This is a genomic window from Variovorax sp. GW458-11-26-14-LB1 (assembly GCF_059423965.1).
This window is the reverse complement of the sequence record NZ_JBWKYW010000010.1, coordinates 51,920-64,712: the sequence shown is the minus strand read 5'-3', so window position 1 is coordinate 64,712 and position 12,793 is coordinate 51,920. Positions and strand designations below refer to the sequence as shown.

Genomic DNA, 12,793 nt, shown 5'->3' with positions numbered 1-12,793 from the left:
TCAGTGCATTCGCGTTGTCTTTATTTCAGACAACTGTCTACTGATCAGTCAGGGTTTCCCAGCAGAGTCGCGGCGCGCTGCGAGCCAGCTTTCGAACTCGCGCTCGGCCCGCATCCGCAGCTCGTTGCGCGTGTGGTTGCACACCGCGTGCGCGAGGCGCCGGTGCTTCTGCTGGCGCACGCCGCCCAGCGTGGCGTCGAGCAGGTGTTCGATGGTGGCCGACTCGGGGCGGCCATGCGGCTCGTCGAAGTCCATCGGCAGCCCGCACCAATGGCAGTTCGGGCCGAAGGTGGAACGCAGCGCCTTCACGCTCATGACAGGCCCATCCCCGTCATGCGCTCGTACAGCGTGGCGCGCGAAATGCCCAGCAGCCGCGAGGTCGCAAGCTTGTTGCCGCCGGTGCTTTCGAGCGCGGCGGCGATCGCCTTGCGTTCCAGCTCGGCCACCTGCTGCGACAGCGGGCGCAGCAACGCGGCTTCCTGGTCGACGTCGCGCAGGCTGTGCGAGGTGTCGGGCGCCTCGATCTGCTCCAGCCCCGCCTCGCGCAGGATGCGCTCGAGCTGCGCCGCGTCGATGCGCTGCGAGTCGCTGCGCATCGTCACCTGCTCCAGCACGTTGCGCAGCTCGCGGATGTTGCCGCGCCAGTGCTGGCCGGCCAGGAGCGCAAGCGCGTCGGGCGTGAGCTCGGGCGGCGCCTCGCCGCTGCGCAGCGCCATGTCCTCGCCCAGCGCCTCGACCAGCGCCGGGATGTCGCTGCGCCGCTCGCGCAGCGGCGGCACGCGCAGCGGCAGCACGTTGAGGCGGTAGTACAGGTCTTCGCGGAACAGGCCGCGTCGCACCAGCTCGGGCAGGTCGCGCGAGGTGGCGGCGATCACGCGGGCGTCGAAGGGAATCAGCTTGTTGGAGCCCAGCGGTTCGATCTCGCCTTCCTGCAATGCGCGCAGCAGCTTGGCCTGCAGGCCCAGCGGCATGTCGCCGATTTCGTCGAGGAACAGGCTGCCGCCGTCGGCCAGCTTGAACTTGCCTTCGCGCCCGCGCTTGTCGGCGCCGGTGAAGGCGCCGGGGGCGAAACCGAAGAATTCGGCCTCGAGCAGCGTGTCGGGCACGGCCGCGATGTTGACGCTGACGAACTGGCCCTTGGCGCGCGTGGACGACGCGTGGATCGCATGCGCCAGCAGCTCCTTGCCGGTGCCCGTCTCGCCCAGCAACAGCACCGGGCTGGTGGACTGCGCGGCGCGGCGCGCGTGGCGCTTCACCTCCACGGCCGCCGGGCTGCTGCCGATGAAGCTCGCGAAGGTGTACTTGGAACGGCGCTGGCCGTCGGGCGCGTGCTGGTACAGCGGGTTGTTGCGCTGACTGGCCAGCTCGCGGCGCGCGTCGTCGAGGTCGCGCTGCAGCAGCGCGAACTTGCTGATGAGCGGCTGCAGCGTGGTCTCGGGCTGGTCGAACAGCACGATGCCGATGGCACCGATGACCTTGCCCAGGCCCTCCCCGTCTTCGCGCTCCTCGCGCAGCGGGATGCGGCTCACGACGAAGGTGCCGGCCTTGTTGGTCAGCAGGTCGATGAGGATCGGTTCGCCGGTTTCGAGCACGCGGCGCATCATGGTGTTGGGGATCACGTCCTCGACCATGTGGCCCATGAACTCGTCGATGGACGAAAAGCCCAGCGCCGGCAGGAAGCGCCGGTAGCCCTCGTTCACCCAGACGATGCGCCCGCTGCGGTCGACCAGGAACATGCCCTGGCTGATGCTCGAAAACAGATGAAACATCGAGCGCGCGGCGAGCGCGAGGATGCCTTCGGCGTCCAGGGGCAAGACGGGCGGCGGTGCGGCGGCGGAGGGAGCGACGGACATGCGCGGATCGTACTGTGTGCGGCCCCCGCCCCTGCCGCGCGCAGGCCCACATGCAACCAAAAACAAAAGCCTTCAGCAAGCCTTAAGTAAATCAATCGTTTGATTTCAATCATGCTCTAATCGCGCCGATGAACGCCAGGGATCCCCTCACGCCAACGCCCGTGCCCTCGCCGCGCCGCGCCCCCCGCAGCGACGGCGCCGAGGCGCGCCACCGCCTGCTGCACACCGCGCTGCGGCTGTTCGCCCAGAACGGTTTCGCCAAGACCTCGATCCGCGAGATCGCGCGCGAAGCCGGCGTGAACGTCTCGGCCATAAGCTACTACTTCGGCGACAAGGAGGGGCTGTACTCCGCCACCTTCAACGAGCCGATGGGCAGCGATTCGAACGACCTGGTGGCCGCCTGCAACGTGCCCGGCCAGTCGCTCGAGGACACGCTGCGCATCTGCATGGCGGCCATGATCGATCCGCTCAAGCAGGGCGAGATCGTGCGCCAGTGCATCCAGCTGCACATGCGCGAGATGCTGGAACCCACCAGCCAGTGGGCCAAGGAACTGGAGCGCGACATCAAGGGCCCGCACCGCGCCATCGTCGAGCTGCTGTGCCGCCACCTGCAGGTGGAGCGCGCCGACGACGACATCCACCGCCTGACCTTCGCGATCACCGGGCTGTCGATGCAGCTGTACGTGAGCCAGGATTTCATCGAGGCCCTGCGCCCGTCGCTGCTGCGCACGCCGCGCGCCATCGACACCTGGGCCGACCGGCTCACGGGCTACGCGATGGCGCTGGTCCAGGCCGAAACCGCACGCCGCCGCCAGGTGGCCGCCGAGCAGAGAAAGAAGCCATGAGACGACTCCGACGGATTGCCCTTGTTCTGAGCCTGCCGCTGGGCCTCGGCCTTGCCGGCTGCGGCCTGACGCGCCCGCCCGCCTCGGTGCAGGCGCCCTTCCCCGCGCAATGGCACGCGCCCCTGCCCCACGGCGGCTCGCTGGCCGCGCTGGCCGAGTGGTGGCGCCAGCTCGACGATCCGCTGCTGGTCGAGCTGATCGCCGCCGCCGAAACCGCCAGCCCCAACCTCGCGAGCGCCGCGGCACGCGTGGCCGAGGCGCGTTCCACGCGCGTGCAGGCCGGCGCGGCGCTGCTGCCCAGCCTGGACGGCACGGCGTCGGCCAGCCGCGGCGTCTCGGGCTCGTCGTTCGGCGCGGGCGGTTCTTCGAGCAGCAGCAGCAGCGCCTCCACCGCGCCGGTCACCACGCTGCAGGCCGGCCTGCAGTCGAAGTGGGAGATCGACCTGTTCGGCCGCCTGCGCGCCGACCGCGACGCGGCCCAGCAGAAGCTGGACAGCGCCACCGCCAAGTGGCACGACGCCCGCGTCGCCGTGGCGGCCGAAACGGCCAACGCCTATTTCGCCGAACGCGCCTGCCAGCAGCAGCTGAACGTGTCCGAGTCGGATGCCAAGTCGCGCGGCGAAACGGCGCGGCTCACCGACCTGTCGGCGCGCGCCGGCTTCACCGCGCCGGCCGACGCCGCGCGGGCGCGCGCCCGCGCCTCCGACGCCTCGGGCCGCCTCACGCAACAGCGCGCCCTGTGCGCCGTGCAGCGCAAGGCGCTGGTGGCGCTCAGCGGGCTCGACGAGCCCACGCTGGCGCAGAAGCTCGCGGCCTCGCCCACTCAGCGCGCGCTGCCGGTGGTCGGCGCCATCGCCAGCGTGCCGGCGCAGGCGCTTTCGCAGCGGCCCGACGTGTACGCGGCCGAACTGGGCGTGGCCGCGGCCAGCGCCGAGGTGGGCTCGGCCGAGGCCGAGCGCTACCCCAAGCTCACGCTCTCGGGCTCGATCGGCCGCATGCAGATCCGCACCAGCGGCTTTCGCGAATCGCTCGACACCTGGACGGTCGGGCCGCTGTCGCTCACCGTGCCGCTGCTCGACGGCGGTGCGCGCGCAGCCAACACCGAGGCCGCCAAGGCGCGCTACGCCGAGGCCGTGTCGCTCTACCGCGCCAACGTGCGCCAGGCGGTGCGCGAGGTCGAGGAAGCGCTGGTGAACCTCGACGCCACCACCGCGCGCAGCACCGACGCCGACAGCGCGGTGAAGAACTACCAGGCCTCGTTCGACGCCACCCAGGCCCGCTACAGCAGCGGCCTGGCCAGCCTGTTCGAGCTCGAGGACTCGCGGCGCACGCTGTTCGCCGCGCAGACCGCGCGCGTCTCGCTGCAGCGCGAGAGCACCGAAGCCTGGGTTTCGCTGTACCGCTCGATGGGCGGCGGCTGGAGCCGCCCCGCCGAAGCATCGTCCTCTATGACCACCACCCCGGCCGCCAAGGTCGCGACGTCGCCATGAAAACAATGAAGCGTTCCACCCTTCTCATCGCGCTGCTGGCGCTGATCGTCGTCGTTGCCGCAGGCCTGTGGCTCACCCGCAAGCCGGCCGACGACAAGGCCGCGCCTGCGGCAAAAGGGCCCGCCCAGCGCCCCGCGCTGACCGTCTCGGTCGCCAAACCCGAAGCCACCGAGCTGACGGTCACGCTGGCCGCCAACGGCAACGTGGCGGCCTGGCAGGAGGCCGTGATCGGCTCCGAATCGAACGGCCTGAAGCTGGCCGAGGTGCGCGTCAACGTGGGCGACACCGTGAAGAAGGGCCAGGTGCTCGCGGTGTTCTCGCCCGAGACGGTGCAGGCCGACATCGCGCAGGCGCGCGCCTCGCTGGCCGAGGCCCGCGCCTCGGCGGCCGACGCCGCCGGCAACGCCGCGCGCGCCCGCACGCTGCAGGCCACGGGCGCGCTGAGCCAGCAGCAGATCAACCAGTACCAGACCACCGAGCAGACCGCCAAGGCGCGCGCCGAGGCGGCCGAGGCCGTGCTGGCCGCGCAGCAGGTGCGCGGTCGCAACACACAGGTGCTGGCACCGGACGACGGCGTGATCTCCGCGCGCACCGCCACGGTGGGCAGCGTGGTGGGCGCCGGCACCGAGCTGTTCCGGCTGATCCGCCAGGGCCGACTCGAGTGGCGCGCCGAAGTCACCTCGGCCGAGCTGGGCCGCGTCGCCGTGGGCACGCCGGCCTTCGTGGTCAGCGCCAGCGGCGCGCAGGTGAAGGGCACGGTGCGCAGCATCGCGCCCACGGTCGATCCGCAGACGCGCGCGGCGCTGGTCTACGTCGACCTGCCCAACGTGCAGCAGAACACCGGCGTGAAGGCCGGCATGTTCGCGCGCGGCGACTTCGAACTCGGCCGCAGTTCCGCGCCGACCGTGCCGCAAAGCGCGATCGTGCCGCGCGACGGCTTCAACAACGTCTTCACGCTGCTGCCCGACGGCCGCGTGGCGCAGCTCAAGGTGCAGACCGGCCGCCGCCTGAAGGACCGCGTCGAAATCACCAGCGCACTGCCCGAGGGCGTGCAGATCGTGGTGCAGGGCGCGGGCTTCCTCAACGATGGCGACCTGGTGCGCGTGGTGGACGCCACGCCCGCGGCCGCCGCGGCCGCCACCCCGGCGAAGGCGGGGGCCTCCGCGCCTTCGCCCAAGTAAGCCAACACAAGGAACACGCCATGAACGTTTCCGCCTGGTCCATACGCAACCCCATTCCGGCGGTGATGCTGTTCGTGCTGCTCACCTTCGGGGGGCTGCTGTCGTTCAACGCCATGAAGGTGCAGAACTTCCCGGACATCGACCTGCCGACCGTCACCGTCTCGGCCTCGCTGCCGGGCGCCGCGCCCTCGCAGCTGGAGACCGATGTCGCGCGCAAGCTCGAGAACTCCATCGCCACCATCCAGGGCCTGAAGCACATCACGACCAAGGTGCAGGACGGCGCCGCCACGCTGATCGTCGAGTTCCGCCTCGAGAAGCCCGTGCAGGAAGCCGTGGACGACGTGCGCTCGGCCGTGCAGAAGGTGCGCGCCGACCTGCCCGCCGACGTGCGCGACCCGGTCGTCACCAAGCTCGACTTCGCGGCCCAGCCGGTGCTGGCCTTCACCATCGCCTCGTCGCGCATGGACAACGAGGCGCTGAGCTGGTTCGTCGACAACGACATCACCAAGAAGCTGCTCGCGCTGCCCGGCGTGGGCGCCGTGAACCGCGTGGGCGGCGTCACGCGCCAGGTGCACATCGACCTCGACCCGGCCAAGCTGCAGGCGCTGGGCGCCTCGGCCGCCGACATCTCGCGCCAGCTGCGCCAGGTGCAGACCGAAAGCGCGGGCGGGCGCATCGACCTGGGCGGCAGCGAACAGCCGGTGCGCACCATGGCCACCGTGCAGTCGGCCGACCAGCTCGCCGACATGCAGATCGCACTGAGCGACGGCCGCCGCATCCGCCTGGACCAGGTGGCGCGCATCAGCGACACCATCGCCGAGCCGCGCGCCGCCGCGCTGCTCAACGGCAAGCCGGTGGTGGGCTTCGAGGTGGCCCGCAGCCGCGGCGCCAGCGAGGTCGAAGTGGGCCGCGCCATTCAAAAAGCGCTGGCCGACCTGCGCGTGCAGCGCCCCGACATCGAGCTGACCGAGGCCTTCAACTTCGTCGACCCGGTGGAAGAAGAGTACGACGGCTCGCTGCACCTGCTGTACGAGGGCGCCATCCTCGCGGTGATCGTGGTGTGGCTCTTCCTGCGCGACTGGCGTGCCACCTTCGTCTCGGCCGTGGCGCTGCCGATGTCGGTGATTCCGGCCTTCGTCGGCATGTACCTGCTGGGCTTCTCGGTCAACGTGATCTCGCTGCTCGCGCTCTCGCTGGTGGTCGGCATATTGGTCGACGACGCCATCGTGGAGGTCGAGAACATCGTGCGCCACCTGCGCATGGGCAAGTCGCCCTACCAGGCGGCCATGGAGGCGGCGGACGAAATCGGCCTGGCCGTGATCGCCACCACCTTCACGCTGATCGCGGTGTTCCTGCCCACGGCCTTCATGAGCGGCGTGGCCGGCAAGTTCTTCAAGCAGTTCGGCTGGACCGCCTCGCTCGCGGTGTTCGCCTCGCTGGTGGTGGCGCGGGTGCTCACGCCGATGATGGCGGCCTACATCCTCAAGCCCATCGTCGGCGCCGAGAAGGAGCCGGGCTGGCTGCGCTGGTACATGCGCGCCGTGACGTGGAGCACGCACAACCGTTTCAAGACGATGGTGATGGCCACCCTCTTCTTCTTCGGCTCGCTGGCGATGATCCCGCTGCTCAAGACCGGCTTCATCCCGGCCGACGACAACTCGCAGACGCAGGTCTACCTGTCGCTGCCGCCGGGCTCCACGCTGGCGCAGACCACGGCCGCGGCCGAGGAAACGCGCCGCCGCGTGATGAAGATCAACCACGTGAAGAGCGTCTACACCACGGTGGCGGGCGGCAGCGCCGGCGGCGACCCGTTCGCGAACTTCGGCACGCCCGAGACGCGCAAGGCGACGCTGACGATCCAGCTCGACCCGCGCGGCGACCGGCCGCGCAAGCAGGTGATCGAGAAGGAGATCCGCACCGCGCTCGAAACCCTGCCCGGCGTGCGCAGCACCGTGGGCCTGGGCGGCTCGGGCGAGAAGTACATCCTGGTGCTCACGGGCGAAGACCCGGTGGCGCTGTCTGCTGCCGCCGGCGCGGTCGAGAAAGACCTGCGCACCATTCCCGGCCTGGGCAACATCACCTCGACCGCGAGCCTGATCCGCCCCGAGATCGCCGTGCGCCCCGACTTCGCGCGCGCCGCCGACCTGGGCGTGACCAGCTCGGCCATCGCCGAGACGCTGCGCGTGGCCACGCTGGGCGACTACGACCAGGCGCTGGCCAAGCTCAACCTCGCGCAGCGGCAGGTGCCGATCGTGGTGAAGCTCGAAGACTCCGCGCGGCAAGACCTCGACCTGATCGGGCGCCTGTCGGTGCCGGGCGCGCGCGGCCCCGTCATGCTGAGCCAGGTGGCCTCGCTCACGATGGAAGGCGGCCCGGCCGTCATCGACCGCTACGACCGTTCGCGCAACGTCAACTTCGAGATCGAGCTGTCGGGCGTGGGCCTGGGCGACGCCAAGACCGCGGTCGAGGCCCTGCCCTCGATCCAGAAGCTGCCGCCGGGCGTGCGCATCGCCGAGGTGGGCGACGCCGAAGTGATGACCGAGCTGTTCGCCAGCTTCGGCCTGGCCATGCTCACGGGCGTGCTGTGCATCTACATCGTGCTGGTGCTGCTGTTCAAGGACTTCCTGCACCCGGTGACCATCCTGTGCGCGCTGCCGCTCGCGCTGGGCGGCGCCTTCGTGGGCCTGTTGATCGGGCAGAAGGCGCTGTCGATGCCCTCGCTGATCGGCCTGATCATGCTGATGGGCATCGCCACGAAGAACTCGATCCTGCTGGTGGAGTACGCCATCGTGGCGCGCCGCGACCACGGCATGAGCCGCTGGGACGCGCTGCGCGACGCCTGCCACAAGCGTGCGCGGCCGATCATCATGACCACGCTCGCCATGGGCGCCGGCATGCTGCCCATTGCCGTGGGCTTCGGCACCGCCGACTCGAGCTTCCGCTCGCCGATGGCGATGGCGGTGATCGGCGGGCTGATCACCTCCACGGTGCTGAGCCTGCTGGTGGTGCCGGCGGTGTTCACCTACGTGGACGACATCGAGCACTGGATTCGCCGCACCGTGCGCAAGGTGCGCGGGCAGCCGGCCGATCCGCACATCGACGACGACCTGGTCGAGGCGCCGCGCTCGAGCTCCTGATTTTTCGGCCTAGCCTCTTCCCTTGAGAGCGCCCAGCGGGAGACGCAGGCTCCAATCAATCGTCCACGCGCGTCAGAAACACCGGCTGGTTACCCGCGCTGCATGCGCTCCTGTCGTCGAGCGCGACGCTCGTCTCAGGGTACATCTGGTTCGCATGCAAATCTCGGTTTGCCTCCAAAACACATGTTCAACGCCACGCGCACCAGCATCGGGCAAAGGCTTGGCCCGTCGGCTATGCGACATCCACGCACGGAGCTCCTGCCGTTCGCCGCAGCCGAAGACGCCGGCGCATCGGGCACGCTCACCTACACCGCACCCACAGATATCAAGCTAGCCGTGGTGAAGCCCCGAGCCACATCGCAGCAGCCGTGGACTACGACCGACGTGCAGACGCATGACTCGAAAGCCGCTGCACGTGCTCCCAGACTCTCGGCGCCAAGAAATCAAGAAAACTATTCAATCTACAAAGAAAGAATAGGCAATTTCCGCAGTTCTTTCGCAAGCAAAACACGCGGCTTTTCAGGAAACAAGGTAACACTTTTCGCCGCACGAATACCGATATAAAACCCATAATCCAGCATCAACGCGACAAAACGAACACCCGCTTTATGAGGGGTAATTCCTTCGTGCAGCACATGAATAAAGCGAAGGGCAACAAGATTTTGCACACTGGCATACTCAACACTGGAGTTGGCGATTTCCACCAAAAAAGCGTTTGTCTTATTTTTTGATATGCAAAACTTTTTCACCCGTGCGAGCATTTCTGCGATTTCCGCCTGCTCACCACTTCCGAGATCCTTTTGAATATCTTTCAATTTTTCTTCGATTGCTTCGGAAGCGGCAGCATTCAAACTCAATACCGATACTGTTTTTTGCTTTTTTAGCAATGACCGACCGATGGATTTTGAAAACAAGGTAAGCGCATCTCGCGGCACCGCAGCAGCAGAAAGTACAAGCCGATCTAAAAAATCGTCATTCGTCAAATAACGAATTCCTGGAAATCCACAAAACTTTGCATGGCGATCGAGAATGCTTTCAATATGAGACTTGGATTGATCTGGCGCGGTCAAGTTGTGATCCAGCTTCAATGTTTGAATATCATTTCCAGGCTCAACTCCTTGCTTCAAAACCGCATTCCAAAGATTAGTCAACTGCTCAATACCAGATATTTTTATATAACATCTATTTTGCCGCGTTATAGCGTAGATCGAACCCAAAAGTTCCGGCTGAAGCTCTTTTCCAACCACATGAAGATCATCTAAAAATATAGTAAATATTTTATTCTTCGGAAGGGCATCCTTAAACATCTTTCTGATGCGAGGGACAAGTCTTTTCAATCGAGTGCGAACATTTTCCGAGTCATCTGTTTCACCAAGAATCAACAACTCCTCGGACAATTCTTGAAAGCCAGAATCTAGCGTCGACAGAGAAGATCCTGCTTCGGCGAGTATTTCACTCAATACTCCTGCGATCGCTTGCGGCTCATCTCTCCCAGCATACGCTTGCATCGCTACCCATGCGTAGGGCTGCTGCCTCTTGCGCAGTTGATGCATTGCAAATGCCAACAAGCTTGATTTTCCCGATCCACGCCGTCCATAAACCGCGTGATTGGCCTCAACAACGATTTGTTTTTCCAGTTCGGTGACAGATTCTGTATAGCGCGCCAAGAATTCCTCTCCAAAGGTGTCCTTATCGACGGTAAGGCTTTTTGACAACTCCTTTTGAAGCATTACTGTTTCTGGCAAATCCAAAACCTCCGAGGGCTTGACTCTACGCTTGATCAATCCAATTCTGTCTTTAAATCCATTCCCACTCCCGATCTCTTCATTCACAGCATTTAAAAGCTCAAAATGCTGTGGCGATGGCTCCGCCATTTCAAATACAATAAAATCCCCATCAGGTCGATTTTTAATTGAAAATGTGGGGGTTGTTCCACCCAAAAGATTGGCAAATGCCTCAACAATTTGCCCTACCTCATCGGTGATATCAACATGCTTATTCATAAATTAACACCTTGCGAATCAAGAAATTTTTTGGCATCAACCAAGAAGTCAGAGACAATCTTCTCGCAATCGATCAACGGAATCAACAGGTCTTGCTCTGTCGCCAAATGATTGTAATCACACAGATTACGATCATCTCTAAGATTTAGTAGCTTTGACTTGTACGCCGCATTATTATCAAGCGCATCAGGAAGACTGTTCACATTCTTGTGATCACTTGAATCTGTTGAGAACGAACCGTCATGCTTCAGCGCAACAGATCGACGAACGTTGTAAGCTGCATAATAAAGGCGTGAGACTCTTTGTCTCCATTCATTTTTAGGCAAGGATCGAGCAAAGTTGAAATGAGATTCACCTAACATATATAGCCCAACCACGTTGCTATCAATCTCAGATCTGATTTTCTTTATCTCTGCCGCCGAGATTATTTGCTCGAGATTTTTTATTAGCTTCAGTGGATTTGCACCTGCATTGAACAGGTGTGGCTCTTTTAAACCTTTGTGCACATTCCCCTCCTCTAGCCAGATGTGGCCAGGCAATACATGCCATCTTCATTTGTCGCATTTAGCTACAAATGGATCGACATCTTTCGCGCCGTTATCTCGGTGCGAAGGTACTCCACTTCTTTGGCGAGTCAACGCTCCTCACTCAGACGTTCATGGACTCGACGCTTCGGAATTACCGCATCTTCTAAAGAAAAACCCCCTACGGAGATGCTCCGCAGGGGGTTTCTTGTGAATGGCCCAAAATCCGCGTCAGGCGTCCAGCTGCGCCAATCGCTTCAGCTTGCGTTCGCTCATCCGCTTGGCCAGGCGCGGCAGCACCAGCACGGCGACGATGGCGATGATCACCACGATCGACTCGGGGCGCTGGAAGAACACGATCGGGCTGCCCTGCCCCATGGCAATCGCGTTGCGCAGGTTGGCTTCGGCAAGCGGGCCGAGGATCATGCCGACCACCACAGGCGCGGTCGGGAAGTCGAAGCGCCGCATCACCACGCCCAAGAGGCCGATGCCGAACAGCAGGAACAGGTCGAAGGTGTTCTGGCGCATGCCGTACGCACCCACGGTCGCGAAGATCAGGATGCCGGCGTACAGCTGCGGCTTCGGGATCTTGAGCAGCTTGACCCACAGGCCGACCATCGGCAGGTTCAGCACCAGCAGCATCAGGTTGCCGATGTACAGCGAGGCGATCAGCGCCCAGACCAGCGCGGCCGAGGTGGTAAAGAGCTGCGGGCCCGGCTGGATGCCGTAGTTCTGGAACGCGCCCAGCATGATGGCCGTGGTGTTCGAGGTGGGAATGCCCAGCGTGAGCAGCGGGATCAGCGCGGCGGTCACGGTGGCGTTGTTGGCGGCCTCGGGGCCGGCCACGCCTTCGATGGCGCCAGTGGTGCCGAACTCGGCCTTGTTCTGCGGGTCTTTCGCGAGCTTCTTCTCGGTCGCGTAGCTCAGGAAGGTCGGGATCTCGGTGCCGCCGGCCGGAATGCAGCCGAAGGGCGTGCCGATGGCCGCGCCGCGCAGCCAGGCGGGAATCGAGCGCTTCCAGTCGCGACCGGTCATGTGCACGCGGGTCAGCTTGTTCTGGCCCTCGACCACGCGGCCTTCGTACAGCACGGCGTACAGCACCTCGGCCACGGCAAACAGGCCCACCGCCACCAGCACGATCTCGATGCCGTCGAGCAGCTCAGGCATGTTGCCGGTGTAGCGGCCCTGGCCGGTGATCTGGTCCAGGCCCACGCAGCCGATGGCCAGGCCGACGAACAGCGCCGTCATGCCGCGCAGCGTGCTCTTGCCGAGCACCGCACTCACGGTGGTGAAGGCCAGCAGCATCAAGAGGAAGTACTCGGGTGCCGCCAGGCGCACGGCGTAGTCGGCCACGAAGGGCGCGAACAGCGTGACGACCACGGTGGCGATGGTGCCGGCCACGAAGGAGCCGATGGCCGCGGTGGCGAGGGCGGCGCCCGCGCGGCCGCTCTTGGCCATCTTGTTGCCCTCCATCGCCGTGACCATGCTGGCGGTTTCGCCGGGCGTGTTCAGCAGGATCGAGGTGGTCGAGCCGCCGTACATGGCGCCGTAGTAGATGCCCGAGAAGAAGATCATCGAGGCCGTGATGTCGACCTTGCCGGTGATCGGCAGCAGCATGGCCACCGCCACGGCGGGGCCGATGCCGGGCAGCACGCCCACCGCCGTGCCCAGGGCACAGCCGATGAGGCACCACAGCAGGTTGATGGGGGTGATCGCGGCCGCGAAGCCGGTCATCAGTGCGTTGAAGATATCCATTTGGC

The 12,793-nt window shown here is 65.0% G+C and carries 9 protein-coding genes; 4 read left to right on the top strand and 5 right to left on the bottom strand.

Features of this window, described 5'->3' with window-relative positions; translation table 11 throughout:
• Positions 1 to 48 precede the first annotated feature (48 nt).
• A complete protein-coding gene (locus AC07YS_RS09635; protein ID WP_070060447.1) occupies positions 49 to 315 on the bottom strand; it encodes a hypothetical protein in 267 nt (88 codons plus the stop codon).
• A complete protein-coding gene (locus tag AC07YS_RS09630) occupies positions 312 to 1,853 on the bottom strand; it encodes a sigma-54 interaction domain-containing protein (protein ID WP_495267820.1) in 1,542 nt (513 codons plus the stop codon). The genes AC07YS_RS09635 and AC07YS_RS09630 overlap by 4 nt, the downstream gene beginning before the upstream one ends.
• A 128-nt stretch (positions 1,854 to 1,981) precedes the next feature.
• On the opposite strand from AC07YS_RS09630, the gene AC07YS_RS09625 reads away from it, so the two are divergent.
• Genes AC07YS_RS09625 through AC07YS_RS09610 form a run of 4 tightly spaced genes read left to right on the top strand, consistent with a single transcriptional unit; the run spans position 1,982 to position 8,506 of the window.
• Complete coding sequence (locus tag AC07YS_RS09625; RefSeq protein ID WP_492742167.1) at positions 1,982 to 2,698, top strand: TetR/AcrR family transcriptional regulator; 717 nt, start codon at positions 1,982 to 1,984, stop codon at positions 2,696 to 2,698.
• Positions 2,695 to 4,188: an efflux transporter outer membrane subunit gene (locus tag AC07YS_RS09620; protein ID WP_495267819.1), complete on the top strand. Its 1,494-nt coding sequence runs from the start codon at positions 2,695 to 2,697 to the stop codon at positions 4,186 to 4,188. The genes AC07YS_RS09625 and AC07YS_RS09620 overlap by 4 nt, the downstream gene beginning before the upstream one ends.
• Positions 4,185 to 5,369, top strand: a complete 1,185-nt coding sequence (locus AC07YS_RS09615) for an efflux RND transporter periplasmic adaptor subunit (RefSeq protein WP_495267818.1) — start codon at positions 4,185 to 4,187, stop codon at positions 5,367 to 5,369. The genes AC07YS_RS09620 and AC07YS_RS09615 overlap by 4 nt, the downstream gene beginning before the upstream one ends.
• A 20-nt stretch (positions 5,370 to 5,389) precedes the next feature.
• Positions 5,390 to 8,506, top strand: coding sequence for an efflux RND transporter permease subunit (locus tag AC07YS_RS09610; protein ID WP_495267817.1), 3,117 nt, complete (start codon positions 5,390 to 5,392; stop codon positions 8,504 to 8,506).
• Positions 8,507 to 8,967: 461 nt separating this feature from the next.
• Here AC07YS_RS09610 and AC07YS_RS09605 read toward each other — a convergent pair whose 3' ends face one another.
• From AC07YS_RS09605 to AC07YS_RS09595, 3 genes are all read right to left on the bottom strand, one after another.
• Positions 8,968 to 10,509: an ATP-binding protein gene (locus AC07YS_RS09605; RefSeq protein ID WP_495267816.1), complete on the bottom strand. Its 1,542-nt coding sequence runs from the start codon at positions 10,507 to 10,509 to the stop codon at positions 8,968 to 8,970.
• Positions 10,506 to 11,015, bottom strand: coding sequence for a hypothetical protein (locus tag AC07YS_RS09600; protein WP_495267815.1), 510 nt, complete (start codon positions 11,013 to 11,015; stop codon positions 10,506 to 10,508). Before AC07YS_RS09600 ends, AC07YS_RS09605 begins: the two co-directional genes overlap by 4 nt.
• Positions 11,016 to 11,264: 249 nt before the next feature.
• The gene (locus AC07YS_RS09595) at positions 11,265 to 12,788 is read right to left on the bottom strand and encodes a tripartite tricarboxylate transporter permease (protein WP_095745061.1); all 1,524 of its coding nucleotides are present in this window, start codon (positions 12,786 to 12,788) and stop codon (positions 11,265 to 11,267) included.
• Positions 12,789 to 12,793: the final 5 nt, after the last annotated feature.

Bases quoted from the DNA above. Each gene is read 5' to 3' on its own strand.
- AC07YS_RS09635 (WP_070060447.1), bottom strand. From the start codon at position 315: ATGAGCGTGAAGGCGCTGCGTTCCACCTTCGGCCCGAACTGCCATTGG.
- AC07YS_RS09630 (WP_495267820.1), bottom strand. From the start codon at position 1,853: ATGTCCGTCGCTCCCTCCGCCGCCGCACCGCCGCCCGTCTTGCCCCTG.
- AC07YS_RS09625 (WP_492742167.1), top strand. From the start codon at position 1,982: ATGAACGCCAGGGATCCCCTCACGCCAACGCCCGTGCCCTCGCCGCGC.
- AC07YS_RS09620 (WP_495267819.1), top strand. From the start codon at position 2,695: ATGAGACGACTCCGACGGATTGCCCTTGTTCTGAGCCTGCCGCTGGGC.
- AC07YS_RS09615 (WP_495267818.1), top strand. From the start codon at position 4,185: ATGAAAACAATGAAGCGTTCCACCCTTCTCATCGCGCTGCTGGCGCTG.
- AC07YS_RS09610 (WP_495267817.1), top strand. From the start codon at position 5,390: ATGAACGTTTCCGCCTGGTCCATACGCAACCCCATTCCGGCGGTGATG.
- AC07YS_RS09605 (WP_495267816.1), bottom strand. From the start codon at position 10,509: ATGAATAAGCATGTTGATATCACCGATGAGGTAGGGCAAATTGTTGAG.
- AC07YS_RS09595 (WP_095745061.1), bottom strand. From the start codon at position 12,788: ATGGATATCTTCAACGCACTGATGACCGGCTTCGCGGCCGCGATCACC.